Genomic DNA, 21768 nt, shown 5'->3' on the forward strand with positions numbered 1-21768 from the left:
CACCGTGTCTACCTACCATGTTATCGATAAAGAGAGCTGGCATCGTCGAGATCATTTCGAGTTTTATCGCACCTTTGCCAACCCCAGCTTTAACCTCTGTGTGCCGGTAGAAGCGCAGCGCCTGTATGAGTGCGCGAAGGATCGCCAGGTCTCCTTTTTCCAGCTGGCGCTCTACGCGCTGCTGCGGGCAGCCAACGCGGTCCCTCAGCTCAAGCAGCGGATGCAAGGCGACGATATTATTGAATATGATGATATTGCGGTGATGACGCCGGTCATGACCGCCCGGGAGGGGTTTCGTCAGGTATGGTGCGACAATGCCGCCGACTTCGCCGCCTTTAGCCGGGCGGCGACGCCGAATATTGAGGCGGCAAAAACCACGGATCCGGCGCCGCTGATTGTCGAGGGCGAGCACTTTTTCTGCGCCAGCTGTCTACCGTGGCTCCATTTTAGCGCCATCACCCAGGCCGAGTATTATACGGGTGCGGCGGTCCCCGCGCTCACCTGGGGCAAACTGAAAAACGGCGTCATTCCGGTGGCGGGTAAATTCAACCATGCTTTTGTGGATGGGCTGCACGCCAGCCGCTTTTTCGCACAGGTTGAAGCCGGGTTTACCGAGCCGGATGCCTTATGGCAGCCGCTGGTCTGAAGCCGCCGCGACCCATTCCCCATCCTCCTTGCGAAACGGCTGTTCCTGCGCCTGGGTCAGGATCTCCAGCACCACTTCCGACGGACGACAAAGGCGTGTGCCTAACGGGGTGACCACAATGGGCCGGTTAATCAGGATCGGGTGCTGCAACATACTCTCGATCAGTCGTTCGTCGCTAAGGGTTTCATCATCAAGCCCCAGCTGCGCGTAGGGTTCGACGTTTTTGCGCAGCAGCGCGCGCACCGTTATCCCCATCGCCGCAATCAGACCCACTAACTCTTCCCGCGACGGCGGCGTATCGAGATAGTAGATAATCGTCGGCTCCATACCGCTGTTGCGGATCATGGCCAGCGTATTGCGCGACGTGCCGCAATCCGGGTTGTGATAAATGATGGTGTTGCTCATATCAGGTTCTCACGACAGAGAAAAAGAGAGACGCAAAGCAAGTGCGGCCAGCGTCACCAGCAGTACCGGTAGGGTCATGATGATCCCGGTACGGAAATAGTAGCCCCAGGAGATGGCTCTGTTCTTTTGCGCCAGAACATGCAGCCAAAGCAGCGTCGCAAGGCTGCCGATTGGCGTGATTTTTGGCCCCAGATCGCAGCCAATGACGTTGGCGTAGATCATCGCCTCTTTAATCACTCCCGTTGCCGTGCTGCCATCAATGGATAACGCCCCGACCAGCACCGTCGGCATATTATTCATGAGCGACGAGAGTACCGCCGTCAGCACCCCGGTACCGAGCGTTGCCACCCACAGCCCGTTATCCGCCAGCACATTCAGTACGGCGGAGAGCGCATCGGTTAACCCGGCATTGCGCAGACCGTAAACAACCAGATACATCCCCAGCGAAAAGACGACAATTTGCCACGGCGCCCCGCGCAACACCTTGCCCGTATTAATGACTCGACCCTTTTTCGCCACCGCCAGCAGCACCGCCGCTCCGCTAGCGGCAATAGCGCTGACCGGGATCCCCAGCGGTTCCAGAATGAAAAAGCCGGCCAGCAGCGCCACCAGCACCACCCAGCCGGTCAGGAACGTCGGGCGATCTTTAATCGCGCTGGCCGGTTCGGGCAACAGGGCCAGATCGTAGACCGGTGGAATATCGCGGCGAAAGACCAGATGCAGCATCGCCAGGGTCGCCAGGATCGCCGCGATATCGACCGGCACCATAACCGCCGCATAGGCGCTGAAGCCAAGATGGAAAAAGTCGGCCGAAACAATATTGACCAGATTCGATACCACCAGCGGCAGGCTGGCGGTATCGGCAACAAAGCCGGCAGCCATCACAAAAGCCAGCGTCGCGCGCTGGCTGAAACCCAGCGCCGACAGCATCGCGATGACAATGGGGGTCAGAATCAGCGCTGCGCCATCGTTAGCAAACAGCGCGGCCACCACGGCGCCCAGCAGAATTATCCAGCTAAACAGTCGCCGCCCGCGCCCGTTTCCCCAGCGGGCAACGTGCAGTGCCGCCCAGGAGAAAAAGCCCGACTCGTCCAGCAGCAGACTGATAACGATCACCGCAATAAACGCTGCCGTGGCGTTCCAGACAATATTCCAGACCACCGGAATATCGCTCAGATGAATAACGCCGAACGCCAGCGCCAGCGCCGCCCCGAGGCTCGCGCTCCAGCCGATACTGAGTCCCTTCGGCTGCCAGATAACCAGCAGCAGCGTTAAGAAAAAAATGGTCCCTGCGAGCAGCATTCCTCACCCCTTCAAATATGCAATAACAGATATATTAAGCCGCCATCAGCAGGAAGACGGCGAAGCGTCAGCCACCCGGGCACGCACCTCATCGCGCAGGCATCGCCATGCGCTGTCGATGATCTCTGCCGCCCAGGCCGGCATATGCGGCGACAAACGGTAGTGCACCCATTTCCCTTCCCGACGGTCAAGAACCAGCCCGCCCTTGCGTAGAATCGCCATGTGACGGGATATTTTGGGCTGAGATTCCGCTGTCACCGCGCAAATATCGCAGACGCACAGCTCACCTTGCTCCCTGAGCAACATCACAATCGTCAGGCGCGTGGCGTCAGACAATATTTTAAAAACCTCTAGCGGATGCGGCATTTTTGATTCCTTAGCGCGTCATTTACATATATGCTAATTCATATATGTTTATTTTGAAATAACCCTCCTCAAAAAAAGGTGTTCCCCCATGGCTGATTTCCCTGCCCTGCAAGGTGAATTTTTTGATTTTGAACTTGCCAACAAGCTCCCGGATCGGGCGCCACCGCGAATCCTCATTCTCTACGGCTCGCTGCGCGAGCGCTCTTTCAGCCGCTTCGCCGCGGAAGAAGCCGGACGACTGCTGACGGCCATGGGCGCCAGCGTCCAGACCTTCAATCCTTCCGGGCTGCCGCTGCCCGATGATGCGCCGGAATCGCACCCTAAAGTGGTTGAGCTGCGTGAACGGGTGCGCTGGTGCGACGGGATGATCTGGAGTTCACCGGAGCGACATGGCGCGATGAGTGCGGTGATGAAAGCCCAGATTGACTGGATCCCCCTGAGCGAAGGTGCTGTCCGCCCTTCTCAGGGCAAAACGCTGGCGGTGATGCAGGTGTGCGGCGGTTCCCAGTCATTCAACGCCGTCAATCAGATGCGGATCCTCGGGCGCTGGATGCGGATGTTTACTATCCCGAATCAATCGTCTGTCCCCAAGGCCTGGCAGGAATTTGATGAACAGGGTCGCATGAAGCCCTCGCCGTGGTACGACAGAATCGTCGACGTCAGCGAAGAGCTGTTCAAGATAACCCAGCTGCTGAAAGGCCATACCGCGCTGCTCGCCGGGAGATACAGCGAACGCAAAGAGAGCCATCAGGCCCTCTCAGCGCGAGTCAATCAGGCCAAAATCTGACGGGTAATGCGCGGGGATGCTCCCCGCGCTGGCAGGGCTTCAAATCCCAATCGGTTGATAGCCTTGCCACTCGGGCCTGGCCGCCTCGCCCGCAGCGTTGGGCGTCAGGTGGAGATACCAGTCGCCCACCTTGTCCAGCAGCAGACAGTCATCGACGGCCTGCAGATTGTCCTTATGCTGCTGCCAGGCGCCGCGCAGCAGCGTCTTCAGCGCTTTCTCCTTCGCCTCCCGCGCGTCACTCGCCGTAAACAGACCGAATTCATGCAGTTCCGCCAGGGTGTCGGAGCGATAGCCGCCGGCGTTAACAAAGAACAGCTTCACCCCGCCGTGAGCAGGCGTTCTGGCCAGAGTCACCTCATAACCATCGGCCCAGTTGATCCTGCTATAGCCGTCAATATGGATTTTATCCGCATCGCCAAACCAGGCCTCGCGCAGCGCAGGCCACGCCTCCTCCGGGGTTCGCGCCACCACAAACTGAATGTCATGAACTTCAATATTCGATTTACCCGCATTGCCACCGACGTAAAACATAAACAGATACATTGCCGATCCTCTGATTATCATTTTCGATATATATCAGACTACATAACGCTTGTTTCAGCAAGTTTCCCCGACGCAGGCTGTCGGAAATGCAGCAGCCTGCTATCACCGGTGCTGCATTTGCAGCAACCTTCCCGGCAGATAAAAACGTAATTCATTGATTTTAAATATCTAAAAATTCTCCGCGAACTGGCACAGCCTTTGCTATTTACATATAACACATTGGAATTATAGGTTATTTAGTTATCTATTTTTTGCATATAGCCATTTAGTTAACCACGAGAAAACCGTATGTCAGAAAGCCAATCACCCGTCAGCTATACCCGCCATTCGCCGGATGCCCATGTCATCAGCAGCGATGAAGAAGCCATCGCCATTGCCCACGAGATCGCCCTGCTGCTACAGCCCGGAGCCGCAGAACGCGACCGTAGCGGCACGGTAGCGCCCGAGATTGTCGATACCTTCTCCAACAGCGGCCTGTGGGGCATCACGGTGCCGCGCCAATGGGGAGGCGCCGAGGTCTCCGCCGCCACCCTGGCTCAAGTGATTGCCATCATCTCCGCCGCCGATCCGTCGCTCGGACAAATTCCGCAAAACCATTACTGCCTGCTCGAGGACATTCGCCTGCAGGGCAGCGCAGAGCAACAGGCCTTCTTTTTTGGCCTGGTATTACAGGGGCATCGTTTTGCCAACGCGCTTTCCGAGACCGGCGGCAAAACGGTGCTCGATATCCGCACCCGCCTGGAGACCCGTGGTGATGCGCTGTACATCAACGGACGGAAGGGCTATTGCACCGGCTCGCTCTACGCCCACTGGATAGGCATTCTGGCGCTGGACGCCGACGATCGCGCGCAGCTGGCCTTCGTGCCGCGCGACAGCGCTGGCTTGACGGTGCTCGATGACTGGGACTGCCTTGGGCAGCGAAATACCGCCAGCGGCACGGTCCTGGCGGAGAATCTGGCGGTCGCGCCGCTGCATCTTTTCCCGACGTGGAAATCTTATGCCTCGCCGACGCTCGCCGGCCCCTTCGCGCAGCTCACCACCGCCGCGATTGATGCCGGGATCGCCCGCGCAGCCCTCAACGACACCGTCAGCTTCGTTCGCCAGTTCGCCCGACCGTGGATTGATGCCGGCGTCGAACGGGCCAGCGACGATCCGCTCACCATCTACCATATCGGGCAGATCGACAGCCGACTGGCCGCCGCTGAGGCGCTGCTGGAGCAGGCGGGCAAGGTTCTCGACCGCTTTAAACAGGATCTCAGCGAGGAGCATGTGGCGCAGGCTTCCATCGCCGTTGCCCGCGCCAAAGTGTTCACCACCGAGGTTGCCCTTGACGCCGCCAGCCGCCTGTTTGAACTCAGCGGTACCCGGGCGACCGGCAACCGTCACAACTTCGATCGCCACTGGCGCAATGCGCGCGTTCACACCCTGCACGACCCGGTACGCTGGAAATATCAGCTGCTCGGCAACTGGGTATTAAACGGCATTCGCCCGCAGCGTCACGACTGGAACTAAGGTGGCCCCCGTGCTGGAGTTTTTTGCCGATATCGACTGGAGCGATGTGCTCCAGGCGGGCATCGACACGTTAATCATGCTGGGCTGGTCGCTGGGCTTTACCGTACTGCTCGGTCTGCCGTTAGGGATTGTCCTCTACCTCACCGGCCAGCCGCAGCTGCTGCACGCCCCGCGGCTGTATCGCCTGCTGTCGTTTTGCGTCAACGTCCTGCGTTCGCTGCCGTTCATTATTTTGCTGATCGTCATGATCCCGGTCACCACCTTAATTACCGGCACCTCCCTGGGCGTACAGGGCACCATTCCGCCGCTGGTGGCGGGCTGCGCGCCTTTCTTTGCCCGGCTGGTGGAAAGCGCCCTGCGCGAGGTGGATCACGGTCTGGTGGAGGCCAGCTGGTCAATGGGCGGCAATACCGCACAGCTGATCTGGCACACCCTGTTGCCCGAATCCCGCGCCGGGCTGGTTGCCGCCGTCACCGTCACCGCGATTTTGCTGGTGGATTACACCTCTATGGCCGGGGTTATCGGCGGCGGCGGGCTCGGGGATCTGGCGATTCGTTTTGGCTACCAGCGCTTTCAGACCGACGTGATGGTGGTCACCGTCCTGCTGCTGATTGCCCTGGTGCAGGTTTTACAGATGAGCGGCGACCGCCTTGTGCGGTACATGAGCCGTAAATAACAAAGACACGCGACTTTCCCAGGAAAAAACCATGAACAAAATAGTGCACAAGACCCTTATCGCCGCCGGGCTGCTGGCCCTCTTCTCCGCCTCTGTCGCCGCCAACGAAACGCTGACCGTCGGCGCCACGCCGGTACCGCACGCGGAAATCCTTGAGTTCGTCAAGCCGGAGCTGGCCAGACAGGGCGTAGATTTGAAAATCAAAGTCTTTAACGACTTTATTCAGCCTAACCAACAGCTGGCGGAGAAAAACCTCGACGCCAACTACTATCAGTACCGTCCATTCCTCGATAACTACAACCAGACGCGACATACCGATCTGGTCCCGGTGGTAGGCGTCCATATTGAACCGTTTGGCGCCTACTCCAGCAAATATCACGACATCAAAGCGCTCCCGGATGGCGCCACCATCGCGGTGCCGAATGACCCGGTCAACACCGGGCGAGCGCTGGTCATGTTAAGCGATGCCGGCCTGCTGACCCTGAAAAACCCGAAGGATCCGCAGTCGGCGACCCGGGATATCGTCGCCAACCCGCACCATTTTAAAATTCGCGAGCTGGAAGGCGCCATGTTGGCGCGGGCGGTGAATCAGGTCGAACTGGCGTTTATATTCGCCAACTATGCGCTGGAAGCGGGAATCGATACCGATAAAGCCCTGCTGGTAGAAAAAGGCAGCGATCTGTACGTCGAGTATCTGGTGGCCCGCCCCGATAACCTCAACGATCCGGGGATCCAGAAGCTGGCGAAAGCGCTGCACTCCGACGCGGTGCGCAATTTTATCCTCACCCGCTACAAAGGCAAAATCGTCCCGGGCTTCTGATCGCCGGACCGTATCCGGCAGCGCTGATGCTGCCGGTTTTTCAAGGCTGACGGAGCAAACTACCGTGACTCACAATCCTCGTGCCGTACCGCATATACAGTTAAGCGGAATAAGCAAAGCCTACCCTAACGGCGTTCAGGCGCTGCAGAATATTAACCTGACGCTCTATCAGGGCGAGATTTTCGGCATTATCGGCCGCAGCGGCGCCGGGAAATCGACGCTGTTGCGTCTGTTTAATCGGCTGGAAAACGCCGACAGCGGCGAAATCACCATTCACGGCGAACAGACGTTGCGCTATTCACGCAGCCAGATGCGCGACCTGCGCCGCCGGGTGGCGATGATCTTTCAACACTTCAACCTGATGTCGACCAAAACGGTGGCGCAAAACGTCGAACTGCCGCTTAAGATGGCCGGTGTCCCGCGGGCTGAAAGGCAGCGCCGGGTCGATGAGATGCTGGAACTGGTCGGCCTCAGCGCCCTGCGCGATAGCTGGCCGGCAAAACTCTCCGGCGGGCAAAAGCAGCGTACCGGGATCGCCCGCGCGCTGGTAACCCAGCCGGAAATTCTGCTTTGCGACGAGGCAACCTCGGCGCTGGATCCGGAAAACACCCTCGCTGTGCTTAAGCTGTTGAAAGAGATTAACCAGCGCCTTGGTCTGACGATTATCCTCATTACTCATGAAATGGAGGTCATCCGCACGCTCTGCGATCGGGTGGCGGTGCTGGAGCGCGGGCATATCATCGAACAGGGCGAGGTGTGGCGGGTGTTTGGCAACCCGCAGCACGAGGTGACGCGTAGCATGACCAGTACGCTGCATCACGATCGCCCCGGCGAAAACCTGTCGTCGGTGGCCGGCTCGCAGCTGGTGACCCTGCACTTCGACGGCAGCAGCGGCGGCGAGCCGGATTTACACCGCATCGCCGCTTTGCTCGGCGATGGCGCACGCCTGCTGTACGGCAACTGCGAGCAGATTCAGGGGCGGGTCATCGGACAGCTACGCATCCGGCTGCCCCGGCCGCTGGATGACAGCGCGTTAGGTCAGCACGGCTGGGTCGCGGATCGTTTGACTCTCGGGAGCGAACTGACGGTGGAAAATTCTCCGTCTTAATCAAAATCTGGCATTTTATTGCCAGATTATTGCTAATGCTGATTCGCTATAAATCATATTTTTTCGTTGTTAGACAGGCCGTGGTGCGCCTCTTATCTTTCGTCATGAATTGTAAATTTCAGCGCAATTATTTGATGAGGGAGCACTTTTGTCCAGATTACTGCACGGATTAAAAACTAAACAGACGCGATTTTCGCACGCTATTGCAATCGCGTTAATCGGCGGCACGCTGGCATTTTCTTCTGTGACCAGCGCGGACGAAATTTTGCAGGAAGGCATCACGCCGGCCACCGATGCCAGCCAGATCCCGGCGGCCGCCAAACTGCGTAAAGACACCGTCGTCGCCGGGATTTCCGAGCCACAGGGGATCTTTAACCCCTACTTCTTCGTTAACGGCTGGGACGAAAACGTCACCAACGTCATCTTTTCGCGCCTGATTGACTGGGACAGCCACGGCAACCTGGTCCCTGGCCTGGCCGAAAGCTGGCAGGTGAGCGCCGATAACAAAGTCTATACCATCAAGCTGCGGCCGAATCTGACCTTCAGCGACGGCTCGCCGCTCACCGCGGAAGATGTCGCCTTTACCCTCACCGTGCTGCTGGATCCGAAGTATGACGGCGATACCGATATTACCCTCGCCAATATTGCCGGCGGCGCCGAGTATAAAGCCGGGAAAGCCGACAGCGTCAGCGGCCTGAAGGTCATCGACCCGCTGACCCTGCAGGTCACTACGACGCAGCCCGGCGCCACCACCCTTTCGCGGATCGGTGGTCCGGTGCTCTCCAAAGCCTGGTATGGCAAAGGCTACCAGCGCGGCCAGCTTGACTATCTGCGCAGCCTGCATGGAAAACCGCTGGGCAACGGTCCTTACGTCTATGACAAATATATTCCGGGCCAGGAGATTCGTTTCCACGCTAACAGCCACTTCTACCGCGGCACACCGCCGATGCCGCGCTTTATCTACCGCGTTACCAACCCGTCGACCAACTTTCAGCTGTTCCAGACCGGGGAAACCGACTACGACGCCTTTACCTCGCGCCCGGACGATATTGAACAGCTGAGAATGCTCGGCTTCGCCAATATCAACCTCTACGGCTCCAGCGATTACAGCCAGGTGGAGTTTAACGTCCGCCGTCCGGCGCTGAAGGATGTCAAAGTTCGGCAGGCGCTGATTTACGGCCTCGACCGCCAGAAGCTGATCGATGTGGTGTACCAGGGCTATGGCAAGGTGGCAGTTGAACCGATCGCCCCTATCTCCTGGGCCTACAATCCGCAGGGGGTCAACCCGTATCACTACGATCCGGCGCAGGCGAAAAAACTGCTTGATGAAGCGGGCTGGAAACCGGGCCCGGACGGCATCCGCGTGAAAGACGGTCAGCGTCTGGAGCTGACGCTGCTGGTCAGTAAGAAGGTGCTCAACGATGCGCTGATCCCGATTGCCAAAGAGAACTGGCAGCAGATCGGCGTCGTGCTCAAACCGCAGGTGGTCGACTTCAACGCCCTGATGGCCCAGCGTAAAGCGGGCAACTATGACCTGGCCTCCTTTAGCACCAGCACGCTCAACGACCCGCACGACGGCGTATGGGGTTTCTACAGCACAGAAGCCAAAGAGTCGGGCTATAACAATCCGCAGGTCGATAAGCTGATTAACGAAGGCAACGCGCTGCTCGACGTCGAAAAGCGTAAGCCGATTTACCATCAGCTGTATCAGGTGCTGGCGGAGGACCCGCCGGTCATTCTTCTCGGCTACCGCCAGATTCTCTCGGCCAGCAGCGCCAGGGTATCCGGTTTTAAACCGGATATTTATAACGGCCTGACCGGCAGCCTGCCGGATGTGAAAATCGCCAGGTAACCATCACAGCCGCCGGAATACCCCGGCGGCTGAGTGAGAATGTTATGAGAAATTTTATCCTGAGACGGCTGCTGCAAACGCTGCCGATGCTGCTACTGGCCTCATTGATTATTTTTATGCTGTTTGCCAAAACTCCCGGCGACTTTATCGACGGCAATATTACCCTCACCGCCGCTCGCGCCGCCGAACTCAAAGCCATCTATGGCCTCGACCAGCCGCTGCTGACCCGCTATCTGCGTTGGCTCGGCCAACTGCTGCGAGGCGATCTCGGTTTCTCGCTGCAGTACCAGATTCCGGTCAGCCAGTTGCTAAACCAGTACATCTGGAACTCGTTCCTGCTGGCAAGCATTGCGCTGGTTTTTTACTGGGGCATCGGCCTGACGGTGGGCATCGTCTCCGCCATGAAGCCAAACTCGCTGTTTGACCACCTGGTGAGCGTGGCGGTCTTTGCCGCGATGTCCTTTCCGACCTTTTTCCTCTGTCTGCTGTTGATTAAGTGGTTCGCCGTGGATCTGCACTGGCTGCCGGTTGGCGGGATGACCAACACCGGCAGCGATGAACGCGGCTGGGGCTATATCCTGCAGGTGGCCGCGCACCTGGTGCTGCCGGTTCTGGCGCTGGTGATGCTGCAGGCCGGCAGCCTGACGCGCTACTTCCGCGCCAGTATGCTCGACGTCGTCAGGATGGATTTTATTCGTACCGCCCGAGCCAAAGGGCTGCGCGAACGGACGGTGATCTTCAAACACGCGCTGCGCAATGCGCTGCTGCCCATTATCACCCTGCTCGGCTTCGAGCTACCGGGGCTGTTCTCCGGCGCCATCATCACCGAAAAGGTCTTTAACTGGCCTGGGGCCGGGCATATTCATATCGATTCGCTGGCCGCCCGCGATTATCCGGTACTGATGGGGTTTACCCTGTTTCTGGCGGTGCTCACCATTTTGGGCAACCTGATAGCCGATGTTCTCTACGCGTGGGCCGACCCGCGAATTCGGGTGAGGTCATAAATCATGTTTAGCACTCTGTTTTCAACGCAACGTCGCCTGCGCAAGGCGGAGATTCCGGCGCTCGCTATGATCACCCCATCACCGTGGCGCCAGGCCTGGCGGTCGCTTCAACGCAACCGGCTGGCCATGTTTTGCCTGCTGCTGCTGGCGGTGATGGCCGCCTGGTGCGTGCTGGGGCCGCTCTGGTCGCCGTGGAAAGATGATGCCACCGATGTCCTGATGATTAACAAGCCTCCTGGCGCTGAGCACTGGCTGGGTACCGACTTTCTCGGCCGCGATGTCTACACCCGCCTGCTGATGGCCGGACGTATTTCGTTGATTATTGGCCTGCTCACTATGCTGCTGTCGGTGGCGCTGGGCTACCTGCTCGGCGCCGTCTCCGGCTATGCCGGCGGCCTGACCGATAAGCTGATCATGCGCCTGGCGGACCTGGTGATGACGATTCCCGGTCTGCCGCTGCTGATCGTCGCCGGGGCGATGTTATCCGAACTCGATTTTTCCCCGGATGCCCGGATCTACATGGTGGTGGTGATGCTCAGCCTGCTGGAGTGGCCAAAGCTGGCGCGGCTGGTACGTGGTCAATGCCTGTCGCTGCGCGAACGCGATTTCATGCTGGCAACCCGGGTACTGGGTCTTTCCGCCCGCCGTCGCCTGTTTGGCCATCTGCTGCCCAATACCATTCCGATTCTGGTGGTCATGGCGACCATGGCGGTGGCGAATGCCATTCTGAGCGAATCGGCGCTCAGCTACCTTGGACTGGGCGTGGTACCGCCCACGCCCTCCTGGGGCAATATGATGGACGCCGCCAACAGCCTGATCGACTTCCAGCGTCGTCCGTGGCTATGGATGCCGCCGGGTATCGCCATTTTTATCACCGTCATTGCCATTAACGTGCTGGGCGACGGCCTGCGCGATGCGATGGATCCGAAAATGAAACAGAGGCTGAAATGAGCGCCCCGTTACTCACCTTCCGACAACTCTCGGTCTCTTTCGCCGCCGAAAAACAGCGCGTGCGGGCGGTACAGGAGGTGTCGTTTGCCATTCATGCTGGCCAGACCGTCGGGGTCGTCGGCGAATCCGGCTGCGGAAAAAGCGTCACCGCAATGGCCTTAATGGGCCTGTTGCCGCCCCAGGCCGCGCGTATCGATAGCGGAGAAATCCTCTTTGACGGGCAGGACCTGCTGCGTCTGAAAGCCCGCAACATGGCCGACCTGCGCGGCAACCAGCTGGCGATGATCTTTCAGGAACCGATGACCGCGCTGAACCCGGTGCTGACCATCGGCGAGCAGCTGTGCGAGCCGCTCATTCGCCACCTGGGCGAAACGCCCAAAGCCGCCTGGCGCCACGCCACCCGCCTGATAAGCGAAGTGGGGCTGGCCCGCGCGGATAGCCTGATGAACAGCTACCCGCACCAGCTCTCCGGCGGCATGCTACAGCGCGTGATGATTGCCATGGCGCTGAGCTGCCAACCGAAGCTGCTGATCGCCGATGAACCCACCACCGCGCTGGATGTCACCGTTCAGGCGCAAATCCTGCGCCTGCTGCGCGATCGGGCGCAGGCCAGGGGGATGGCGATGCTGCTGATCACCCACGATCTGGGCGTGATTGCGCAAATGGCGCAACAGGTGGTGGTGATGTACGCCGGCCGGGTGGTCGAATCGGGTCCGACGGCCGAGATCTTACGCCAGCCGCAGCATCCCTATACCCAGGGGCTGATCGCCTCGCGGCCGGTGCCCGGCGAACGACGCCGTCGCCTGTACTCGATTCCCGGGCAGGTGCCGGATCTCGCCGCCCTGCCTGCCGGCTGCGCCTTTGCCGACCGCTGCCAGCGGGCCAGCGCAGCCTGTCGCCAGAGTATCCCTGCGCTATTGGGAACAACGCGGCAGGCCGCCTGCTTTCACACCACATCCGCGGAGCCGGTTGCATGAACAGTGAAAACCATCAATATGTCATTGAAGTCGAAGGGTTAAAAAAACACTTTCCGCTGCGCGACGGGCTCTTTGGCCAGCAAACCGGGCAGCTGCGAGCGGTGGACGGCGTCAGCTTTCGCATCCGCCAGGGGACTATTTTCGGCCTGGTGGGCGAATCCGGCAGCGGAAAAACGACCGTAGGACGCACGCTACTAGGGCTATACGAGAAGAGCGCCGGTAGCGTGAAATACCGGGGCCGGGAGCTCTCCACCCTCACCTCGCAGGAGATGCAGGCGCTACGCCCTAAAATCCAGCTGGTGTTTCAGGATCCCTACAGTTCGCTGAACCCGCGGATTCGCGTCGGCGAGGCGATTGGCGAAGCCATGCTGCAGCATAAACTGTGCAGTCGGGCGGAGCTGTATGACAAAGTGATTGCGGTGATGCAGATCTGCGGCCTCGCGCCCCACCACTACAACCGCTTTCCGCATGAGTTCTCGGGCGGTCAGCGCCAGCGTATTGGTATTGCCCGGGCGCTGATTCTCAACCCCGACTTTATCATTGCCGACGAGCCTATCTCGGCGCTGGATGTCTCTATCCAGGCGCAGATCATCAACCTGTTTTCCGATCTGCGCGACGATTTTGGCGTCACCTTTCTGTTTATCTCCCATGACCTTGGCGTGGTGGAGCATCTCTGTGATGACGTGGCGGTGATGTATCTCGGGCAGTTGGTGGAGACCGCCAGCCGCGATGCGCTGTTTGCCCAACCTCGCCATCCCTACACCCAGGCGCTGCTGGCGGCGGTACCGACGCTCGATCCGCACGCCGAACCCGTCGCGGTCGTACAAGGCGAGATCCCCGATCCCTCGAATCCGCCGCCCGGCTGTCGTTTTTCCTCACGCTGCCCGAAGGCCAACGACCGCTGTCGCCGCGAAATTCCCGCGCTGCGTGTGATAGCCGCCGGCCACTCTGTGGCCTGCCATGAGGTGGTCGCCTCCTGCTAAAGCGCGAGGCCCTCCGACTGCCGGCCGGCGCCTGAGGCAAAAAAAAACCAGTCAGCAATGACGCTGGCTGGTTTTAACCTACCGTCGCGGCGTACTCAATACGCCGCCTTCAGGCGCGCTACTCTTCCAGCGCGTAGGCAATAATATCATCGCCCACATCCGGGGAGTGGCTGGCGCCACCGGCGGAAATGACCACGTACTCTTTTCCGCTCTTCGGCGATTTATAGATAAGCGGCGCTGCCACGGCCCCAACCGGCAGGCGAGCGCGCCACAGCTCTTTCCCGGTTGCGGAATCCAGCGCCCGCAGGTAGTTATCCTGGGTCCCGGCAAAAAAGATCAGCCCGGAAGCCGTCGAGGTCGGGCCGCCCAGCGTCGGCATACCCAGCGGGATATGCATGTGGGTTTTCAGACCCAGCGGACCGGTATCCTCGACGGAGCCCATCGGCACCTGCCACATCAGCTGACGAGTATTGAGATCGATAGCGCTCATCGTGCCGAACGGCGGCGTATTACACGGTATCCCCAGCGCGGATTGCAGAATATCGATCCGCACGCCGCCATATGGCCCGGCGACCTGCGGGCGCACGGTCCCCATGAACCCCGGAACCTCATCCGTAGAGACTTTGTATTTCGCCATATCCTGCTGACGTACCAGCGACATTCTCAGCGGCATGCGCATATCGTTAACAAACAGCGTCCCGCTACGCTCATCGATGGAGATTCCGCCCCAGTTCATGCCGCCCAGCAGGCTCGGCCATTCGATATACGGCTTCTCTGACGGCGGCGTATACATCCCAAGCCAGGTGGACTCTTTGAAGTCAATGCGGCACATCAGCTGGTCAAACGGCGTCACGCCCCACATTGATTTCTCGGTTAACGGTTCAACGCCGAGCTGCGGCATCCCGGTCGAGAACGGCTGGGTGGTAGAAAGGCGTTCGCCTTCTGCCCCTTCGTGCGCTACCGGCAGTTCGTCAACGCGCGTCACCGGCTTGCCGGTGCGGCGATCGAGAACATAGATCTGACCGGTTTTGGTGGTCTGAATCAGGACCGGAACCTCTTCGCCCTGGTCATTTTTCATGTGGAACAGCACCGGCTGAGACGGCAAATCATAGTCCCAGACATCATGGTGAACGGTCTGGAAGACCCATTTTGTTTCACCGGTGCTGGCATCCACCGCCACCACGGAAGAGCCATACTTCTCTTTCGCTGCGTTACGGTCGCCGCCCCAGTAATCCGGCGGACCGTTGCCGGTCGGCAGATAAACCAGGTTCAGCTCTTTATCAAAGGCCGGCACCGTCCAGACGTTCGGCGTTTCGAGGGTATACACGCGCCCTTTTTGCGGATCGGTCACATTTTCCGGCTGACCCACATCCCAGGCCCAAACCACGTTGCCGTTGCGCACATCGAAGGCGCGGACCACGCCGGAAGGTTCACCGTGAATAATATCGCGAACCCAGCCGCCCAGTACCGCAATATGCCCCATGATCACCGGCGTCGAGGTCGGGTGGTAGCGCTTGCTGTTCTCGGTGTTGTCCATCCCCTGCTTGAGATCGACGCTACCGTGGTGGCCGAAGTTATCGCACAGCTCGCCGGTTTTGGCGTTCAGCGCCAGCAGGCGCGCATCGACGGTGGAAACCAGAATCCGCTGCGGACACTGCTGCAGATCCGGGCTGGCTTTCTCCTGCGCCGTCAGCGAGGTATCGTTTTGCACATCATAGTAGCCGACGCCGCGACAGGTGACGTGTTCGGCGGTCTGCGCATGCGGGTCAAAGCGCCAGCGCGCTTTCCCGCTATCCGCATCCAGCGCGGTGACCACATTCAGCGGCGTACAGGAGTAGAGCGTATCGCCAATTTGCAGCGGCGTATTCTCATCCACCCCAATCCCCGGGCCGCTCACCCGGCGGCCGGTGTGGTAGGTCCACGCCACCTTCAGGTTTTTGACGTTTTCCGGGGTAATATCATCGTACGGGGCAAAACGGGTACCTGAAGCATCGCGGGCGAAAAATTCCCAGTTGTCGCTTTGAGAAGCAAGGGTCGGCTTGCTATCTGCAGCGGCTTTCACCACGCCATGATGAATGCCGCCGTGAGGATAAAACGCCGAGACCAGCGTCGCCAGCAGAGCGATGAAAATCGCCGAGGCGCTCCAGTTGGCATAGCGAACCGCGGCCCGTTTAACCGGCAGCGTCGTTGCCAGCCACAGGCCAAGCATCAGCAGCAGAGCCGGCACCACCAGACGAGGAATCAGTCCCCAGTAGCTGAGCTGCACTTCATAAAGCGCCCAGACAAGGGTCAGTAAGAAGGTCACAATGGTGAAAGGGAGGACGTATTGACTGCGGATAAGGTATCCGATGGCGATAAGCAGATAGGCCACGCCGGCCAACAGATACCAGGCGCTACCGCCCAGAGTCAGGAGCTTGCCGCCCCAGAAAGTGAAAAAGAGTCCCGTACAAAAACTGAGTAATACAAATATAACCCGGTAGACGGTGAAGAAGATCCTCCTGCCGCTACCTCGCTGTTCGTTCATATCTCATCCCATACAACATTAGTCGTTATAACCAATATATTTATTTTTAACAGCATCCGATCCAAACAAATCGGATACAGACCGCATAACATCCTGGTTGGACGCTCATGAGCCGAGCGAAGAACGTAATAAAGTATATGGATTTGTAAAAGTTATGTAAAACAATCCAGCATTAAATGTTTAAAATTTTTTAATTTATAAACGGAAGTTGCAGCGGCGAACGCTGATAAAGCGCGTGATAAATAAGCAGAGGAAGATAAACGGGCGGGAGATGGCTGGCCAACAGCCCCCTGCGGGCCAGCACACCGGTAGGTGCAAATTAGTTTACGGGCCGCGACCCGCTGATTTGCCGTAGAGCAGCCTTCATTTCCAGCTGCGCCAGCTCCTTCAAACCTTCGCGTTTGATAAACTGACTGCGATGTTTGCTTTTGACCTCTTCTATACTTTTTTTGATCTCCTGCGGCGGTAATTTATACCAGCCGCGACGATGTTTTTCGCCCCCGACTTCCAGCCACAGCGCAGAGTAACTGGTTTGTACTTTCTCGCTTTTGACGTGAAAATCGGAGTCGATGGCATAGATCTCTTTAATATCGCTGTGCTGTAGAAAACCATAGAGCAGAGAAATAATTAAATTTTTCGGTCGGGTGCCGTGCAGCTCTTTGGTCAGCACTTTAATTTCATCATTGGCAATATCTTTCCCTCCCTGAATGCCGCCTATATAAGCCCGGCCATCTTCGGTGCAAGAAAAACAGATGCTGTAAATGCGTTTTCCATCCTGAAGCATTAATAGCATCAGTTCGCCCTCCTCCTGAAAAGGCGAAGCCAGCAGTTTTACCGCAATGTGGCTGCCGTTTTTCAACGGAATTTCCGCCACGGTCAGCCCGTACTCTACCACGTTATACAGCTGCGGCAGTGCGTCTGCGCTAAAGGTTTTTTCGATAAAAATCAAGGCGCCATGGGCAATATCCAGCTTGGCTCTTCTTGACATTTTTTTATTTAAATAGGCTTTGAACGGCTTATCCTGAAAACTGACCAGCCCCTGCGTTGCACCGGTTAATCTGGCGCAAACATATTTATCACAAAGCTCTTGATATTCCTTATACTTTCCCCCTGCGAGAGGTATTTCTCTGCATTTTCGTAAGACCTTTTTATATTTGAGTTTAATTTGACAAATCAATTTATTATTTTTTCGCCATTCTTTGATGGCAACTGTTGCTGTTTGAGCCATTGATCAAGATCCATAGAATCAACCATAATCGTGGCCATAATATCATAAATAGTTCAAGTCAACGCTTGATTAGTGAGTCGTTGTCCTTTCATTTAATAAATAGGCAGATAATCATTCTTTCGCTTTATAATTAAAGGCAGGGAGATGTCAACTCTTATTATTGGCAGTCTCTTGTGGCGTCAGATGAAAAATATCAGGTGGCGCCACGCTATTACCGCTCTGTGCGGTAACGGGGCGCCCAGGGTTCATCCTGCCGTGGTTTTGCTCTATAATCTGACCACAGTCAAAAGTGAACTAAAGTGGGTAACTCATGGAAATTGATCTCGACAATCTGGTCTTCAGCGGTCTGGAAGAAGCGCAAGAGCGCAATGCCGAACGCCTTGAAGATGCTGACAAAAAAGCCGAAGCGATCGTTGCCGATGATGATTGTGGCGACGCCTGCAAAATCTGATTCCTGAACCGGCTAACCACGCCGGTTTTTTTCGCCCGTCAGTCAAGCCGTAAATGCCCCCTTCAGCGTGCCCAGCAACGCCTGCGCCGCCTTCGACAGCTGCAGATGACCGGCATGAATCACCCCGACACACTTCTCAATCGGCGGGTTATCCAGCGGCAGGCATACGGCGCCCAGCGCCTGCATCTGCGACTGGCAGAGCGCCGGAACGGCGCTGCCGCCGAGGCCGCTGGCCACCATTCTGCCCACCGTCACCAGCTGATGGCTCTCCAGCGCAACATCCAGTTGACGGCCGCTGCGCGCCAGTTCCTCTTCCAGCATCAGGCGGACCGCCGAAGGCCGCTGCAGCGTAATGAAATCCAGCGTCAACAGCTCGCGCCAGGAGAGACGATGTTTACCGGCCAGGGGCGATGATTTCGGCACAATCGCGATAAAACGGTCCACGCCCAGCGGCGTAAACAGCAGATTATTGGTCGGCGCCGGCTCAAAAGCGATGCCCATCTCCACCCGCCCTTCACGAACCATTTCGATCACCTGCTCGTTAATCACATCGTGAACGGTCACGTTAATCCCGGCATAGCGATCGCGAAAAGCTTTCAACACCTCGGGCAGGACGTTTGCCGCAAACGAGGGCATGGCCGCGATCGAGATTTTGCCGCGCTGCAGGGTAAAGCTCTGGCGCATCGCCTCTTCGGCGTTATCCCAGTCGGCCAGCAGCTGGCGGGCCATCGGTAAAAAGATCTCCCCCTCCTGAGTCAGCGTCACCCGGCGGGTGCTGCGTTGCAGCAATGCGCCGCCGAGTCCCTCCTCCAGTCCTTTGATGGTCAGACTGAGGGCCGGCTGCGAAATATTCAGCCGCTCGCTGGCGTGGGCAAAATTCAGAGTGTGAGCTACCGCTAAAAACGCGCGTAACTGTTTGACACTCATTCTCATTTTTCATCCCGTTAACTAATTGAAAAAATTTAGTTAACAACAAATTAATAAGAAAACCCAATGAGTAGGTCACAAATTCAAAATTAACAAATCAGTCTGCGCCGCCAATGATAGCCCCATCGCAAGCCAGCAGAGGTGAATCATGGCAGGACTGGATAAGCGCGTCGCCAGCTACGAAGCGGCGCTGGAAGGGTTAACGGACGGTATGACCGTGCTGGCCGGCGGTTTTGGCCTGTGCGGCATTCCGGAAAATCTGATTGCCGAAGTCAAACGCCGGAACGTACAGGGGCTGACGGTGGTATCAAATAACTGCGGCGTCGACGGTTTCGGCCTCGGCATCCTGCTGGAGACGCGCCAGGTCCGCAAAGTCGTGGCCTCGTATGTCGGTGAAAACGTCCTCTTTGCGCAGCAGGCGCTCAGCGGCGAACTGCAGGTGGAGCTGACCCCACAAGGCACGCTGGCGGAGAAAGTTCGCGCCGGCGGCGCAGGCATCCCCGGCTTTTACACCGCCACCGGCTACGGTACGCCGGTGGCGGAAGGGAAAGAGGTGCGCCAGTTTGCCGGTAAGCCCTACATCCTCGAAGAGGCCATCACCGGCGACTTCGCTCTCGTTAAAGGCTGGAAGGCAGACTGGTACGGCAACGTTATCTATCGCCACACGGCGCAAAACTTTAATCCGCTGATGGCCGCCGCCGGGCGCATTACGGTGGTCGAGGTAGAAGAGATCGTCCCGCCGGGCGAACTTCCGCCCTCTTCGATCCACACCCCCGGCATCTACGTCGACCGGCTGATCGCCGGCCAGTTCGAGAAACGCATCGAACAGCGCACGCTGCGCGCAGGGAGCCTCTGATTATGCTGACTCGTGAACAAATGGCCATCCGCGTCGCCCGGGAGCTGCGCGATGGCGACTACGTCAATCTCGGTATTGGCATCCCGACGCTGGTCGCCAACTACATCCCGGCAGGCATTGACGTCATGCTGCAATCCGAAAACGGCCTGCTCGGCATGGGCGGTTTTCCGCACGAGTCGGAGCTCGATGCCGACATGATCAACGCCGGGAAACAGACGGTCACCGCCCGGACCGGCGCGGCGATTTTCGATTCCGCCCAGTCCTTCGCCATGATTCGCGGCGGCCATGTCGATCTGACCGTTCTCGGCGCCTTTGAAGTTGACGTTGAGGGCAATATCGCCTCGTGGATGATCCCGGGGAAAATGGTGAAAGGCATGGGCGGAGCCATGGATCTGGTGGCCGGGGCGCAAAACATCATCGTGGTAATGACCCACGCTGCGAAAAACGGCGAATCCAAACTCCTGCCGCGCTGTACCTTACCGCTGACCGGCGTCGGCTGTATCCAGCGGGTGCTGACCGACCTCGCCCTGCTGGAGATACGCGACGGGGCTTTCGTCCTGCGCGAATACGCGCCGGGCGTCACCCCCGACGAAATTATGCGTAAAACCGCCGGACGCCTGATTGTCCCGGACGACGTCTGTGAAATGCGGTTCAACTGAGGAGGCAACATGCAAGAAGTGGTGATTGTTGGTGCGGTCAGAACGCCCATCGGCAGCTTTCGCGGCGTATTTTCCACGCTTTCCGCCGTTGACCTCGGCGCCGGGGTCGTGCGCAGTCTGCTGGCCCGCTGCTCGCTGCCGGCAACGGCAGTCGACGAGCTGATTTTCGGCCAGGTTTTAACCGCCGGCTGCGGGCAGAATCCGGCGCGTCAGACGGCCTTGCGCGCCGGTCTGCCGGTCAGCTGTCCGGCAGTGACGGTGAATCTGGTGTGCGGTTCCGGGCTGAAAGCCGTGCAGCAAGCGGTGCAGGCGATCCGCAGCGGCGACGCCCAGGTGGTTATCGCCGGTGGTCAGGAGAGCATGAGCAATGCCCCCTATCTGATTGACGGCGCCCGTGCCGGGCTGCGCGTCGGCCATCGCAGCATGCAAGACAGTATGATTCAGGACGGCCTGTGGGACGCCTTCAACGACTATCACATGGGGGTGACGGCAGAGAATCTCGCCGACCGCTATGCCATCGATCGCCAACGGCAGGACGCCTTTGCCGCCGGTTCACAACAGAAAGCGGCGGCAGCGATCGAAGCGGGCCGTTTTGAGCAAGAGATCGTGCCGGTGGTCATCAGACAGGGAAAGCAACCGCCGCAGACCATTACCCGCGACGAGCAACCCCGTCCGGCCACCACGCCAGAGCAGCTGGCGCAGCTGCGCCCTGCGTTCCGCGTGGAAAACGGCACCGTCACCGCCGGCAACGCCTCTTCGCTCAACGACGGCGCGGCGGCGGTACTCCTGATGAGCGCCGACAAAGCCCGGGAGCTGGGGCTGCCGGTGCTGGGACGCATTGTCAGCAGCGCCGTGGCGGGCGTCGATCCGGCGGTCATGGGGATTGGCCCCGTCAGCGCCTGCGAGATGGCGCTGGCACGGGCCGGATGGCGGCTCGACGAGGTGGATTTAATTGAGGCTAACGAGGCTTTTGCCGTTCAGGCGCTGGCCGTTGGCCAGTCTCTGGGCTGGGAGAGCAGCAAAGTCAACGTCAACGGCGGCGCCATTGCCCTCGGCCACCCTATCGGCGCCTCCGGCTGCCGGATCCTCGTCACCCTGCTGCATGAAATGCAGCGCCGGAGCGCCAGTAAAGGGCTTGCCACTCTCTGCGTCGGCGGCGGACAGGGTATCGCCATGACCATCGCACGTTAA

At 58.6% G+C, this 21768-nt stretch carries 22 protein-coding genes; 15 read left to right on the top strand and 7 right to left on the bottom strand.

Annotated features, from left to right (window positions below):
* Positions 1 to 4: 4 nt before the first annotated feature.
* Positions 5 to 646: a CatA-like O-acetyltransferase, family 1 gene (locus tag AC007G_RS20535; protein WP_032687262.1), complete on the top strand. Its 642-nt coding sequence runs from the start codon at positions 5 to 7 to the stop codon at positions 644 to 646.
* Here AC007G_RS20535 and arsC read toward each other — a convergent pair.
* The 3 genes from arsC to AC007G_RS20550 are packed head-to-tail and all read right to left on the bottom strand — an operon-like array spanning position 626 to position 2719.
* Positions 626 to 1051: a glutaredoxin-dependent arsenate reductase gene (gene arsC / locus AC007G_RS20540; protein WP_032687261.1), complete on the bottom strand. Its 426-nt coding sequence runs from the start codon at positions 1049 to 1051 to the stop codon at positions 626 to 628. The two genes, AC007G_RS20535 and arsC, sit on opposite strands and share 21 nt — an antisense overlap.
* 9 nt (positions 1052 to 1060) lie before the next feature.
* The gene (locus AC007G_RS20545) at positions 1061 to 2353 is read right to left on the bottom strand and encodes an arsenic transporter (RefSeq protein ID WP_032699610.1); all 1293 of its coding nucleotides are present in this window, start codon (positions 2351 to 2353) and stop codon (positions 1061 to 1063) included.
* A gap of 45 nt (positions 2354 to 2398) precedes the next feature.
* A complete protein-coding gene (locus AC007G_RS20550) occupies positions 2399 to 2719 on the bottom strand; it encodes a metalloregulator ArsR/SmtB family transcription factor (protein WP_180889028.1) in 321 nt (106 codons plus the stop codon).
* 88 nt (positions 2720 to 2807) lie between these two features.
* On the opposite strand from AC007G_RS20550, the gene arsH reads away from it, so the two are divergent.
* Positions 2808 to 3506: an arsenical resistance protein ArsH gene (gene arsH, locus AC007G_RS20555; RefSeq protein WP_032687258.1), complete on the top strand. Its 699-nt coding sequence runs from the start codon at positions 2808 to 2810 to the stop codon at positions 3504 to 3506.
* A gap of 39 nt (positions 3507 to 3545) precedes the next feature.
* Here the strand turns inward: arsH and AC007G_RS20560 are convergent, their stop codons facing one another.
* Positions 3546 to 4049, bottom strand: coding sequence for a DUF1543 domain-containing protein (locus AC007G_RS20560; protein ID WP_180889027.1), 504 nt, complete (start codon positions 4047 to 4049; stop codon positions 3546 to 3548).
* A 288-nt stretch (positions 4050 to 4337) separates the two neighbouring features.
* Here AC007G_RS20560 and AC007G_RS20565 point away from each other — a divergent pair, with 288 nt between their 5' ends.
* From AC007G_RS20565 to AC007G_RS20605, 9 genes are all read left to right on the top strand, one after another.
* A complete protein-coding gene (locus AC007G_RS20565; RefSeq protein ID WP_032699609.1) occupies positions 4338 to 5561 on the top strand; it encodes an SfnB family sulfur acquisition oxidoreductase in 1224 nt (407 codons plus the stop codon).
* A 31-nt stretch (positions 5562 to 5592) separates the two neighbouring features.
* The gene (locus tag AC007G_RS20570; RefSeq protein WP_370297556.1) at positions 5593 to 6237 is read left to right on the top strand and encodes a methionine ABC transporter permease; all 645 of its coding nucleotides are present in this window, start codon (positions 5593 to 5595) and stop codon (positions 6235 to 6237) included.
* 43 nt (positions 6238 to 6280) lie between these two features.
* Complete coding sequence (locus tag AC007G_RS20575; RefSeq protein WP_180889116.1) at positions 6281 to 7057, top strand: MetQ/NlpA family ABC transporter substrate-binding protein; 777 nt, start codon at positions 6281 to 6283, stop codon at positions 7055 to 7057.
* 64 nt (positions 7058 to 7121) lie between these two features.
* A complete protein-coding gene (locus AC007G_RS20580; RefSeq protein ID WP_049267790.1) occupies positions 7122 to 8165 on the top strand; it encodes a methionine ABC transporter ATP-binding protein in 1044 nt (347 codons plus the stop codon).
* A 148-nt stretch (positions 8166 to 8313) separates the two neighbouring features.
* Positions 8314 to 10017, top strand: coding sequence for an ABC transporter substrate-binding protein (locus AC007G_RS20585; RefSeq protein ID WP_479466658.1), 1704 nt, complete (start codon positions 8314 to 8316; stop codon positions 10015 to 10017).
* Between the two features lie 44 nt (positions 10018 to 10061).
* Complete coding sequence (locus AC007G_RS20590; RefSeq protein WP_032699606.1) at positions 10062 to 11021, top strand: ABC transporter permease; 960 nt, start codon at positions 10062 to 10064, stop codon at positions 11019 to 11021.
* A 3-nt stretch (positions 11022 to 11024) separates the two neighbouring features.
* Positions 11025 to 11972, top strand: a complete 948-nt coding sequence (opp4C, locus tag AC007G_RS20595) for an oligopeptide ABC transporter permease (protein ID WP_032687249.1) — start codon at positions 11025 to 11027, stop codon at positions 11970 to 11972.
* Positions 11969 to 12949, top strand: coding sequence for an ABC transporter ATP-binding protein (locus tag AC007G_RS20600; protein WP_032697313.1), 981 nt, complete (start codon positions 11969 to 11971; stop codon positions 12947 to 12949). Before opp4C ends, AC007G_RS20600 begins: the two co-directional genes overlap by 4 nt.
* Complete coding sequence (locus AC007G_RS20605) at positions 12946 to 13932, top strand: ABC transporter ATP-binding protein (RefSeq protein ID WP_032687247.1); 987 nt, start codon at positions 12946 to 12948, stop codon at positions 13930 to 13932. Before AC007G_RS20600 ends, AC007G_RS20605 begins: the two co-directional genes overlap by 4 nt.
* Before the next feature lie 118 nt (positions 13933 to 14050).
* Here AC007G_RS20605 and AC007G_RS20610 read toward each other — a convergent pair whose 3' ends face one another.
* Together AC007G_RS20610 and AC007G_RS20615 are read right to left on the bottom strand one after the other, a co-directional pair.
* Complete coding sequence (locus tag AC007G_RS20610) at positions 14051 to 16456, bottom strand: membrane-bound PQQ-dependent dehydrogenase, glucose/quinate/shikimate family (RefSeq protein ID WP_032687246.1); 2406 nt, start codon at positions 16454 to 16456, stop codon at positions 14051 to 14053.
* Positions 16457 to 16775: 319 nt separating this feature from the next.
* A complete protein-coding gene (locus tag AC007G_RS20615; protein WP_032687244.1) occupies positions 16776 to 17684 on the bottom strand; it encodes a DUF535 family protein in 909 nt (302 codons plus the stop codon).
* 310 nt (positions 17685 to 17994) lie between these two features.
* On the opposite strand from AC007G_RS20615, the gene AC007G_RS20620 reads away from it, so the two are divergent.
* Entirely contained in the window at positions 17995 to 18135 is a 141-nt protein-coding gene (locus tag AC007G_RS20620; RefSeq protein WP_004862935.1) for a hypothetical protein, read from the top strand.
* A 42-nt stretch (positions 18136 to 18177) separates the two neighbouring features.
* Here AC007G_RS20620 and AC007G_RS20625 read toward each other — a convergent pair whose 3' ends face one another.
* Positions 18178 to 19068 (bottom strand): LysR family transcriptional regulator, encoded by an 891-nt coding sequence (locus AC007G_RS20625; protein WP_004862938.1) that lies wholly within the window; start codon positions 19066 to 19068, stop codon positions 18178 to 18180.
* Positions 19069 to 19210: 142 nt separating this feature from the next.
* Here AC007G_RS20625 and AC007G_RS20630 point away from each other — a divergent pair, with 142 nt between their 5' ends.
* The 3 genes from AC007G_RS20630 to AC007G_RS20640 are packed head-to-tail and all read left to right on the top strand — an operon-like array spanning position 19211 to position 21768.
* Positions 19211 to 19918, top strand: a complete 708-nt coding sequence (locus tag AC007G_RS20630; protein WP_032687242.1) for a CoA transferase subunit A — start codon at positions 19211 to 19213, stop codon at positions 19916 to 19918.
* Positions 19919 to 19920: 2 nt separating this feature from the next.
* Positions 19921 to 20577 (top strand): CoA transferase subunit B, encoded by a 657-nt coding sequence (locus tag AC007G_RS20635; RefSeq protein WP_032699603.1) that lies wholly within the window; start codon positions 19921 to 19923, stop codon positions 20575 to 20577.
* Between the two features lie 9 nt (positions 20578 to 20586).
* Positions 20587 to 21768, top strand: coding sequence for an acetyl-CoA C-acetyltransferase (locus AC007G_RS20640; protein WP_257334854.1), 1182 nt, complete (start codon positions 20587 to 20589; stop codon positions 21766 to 21768).

It is taken from the genome of Klebsiella sp. CSG-1, assembly GCF_056521145.1.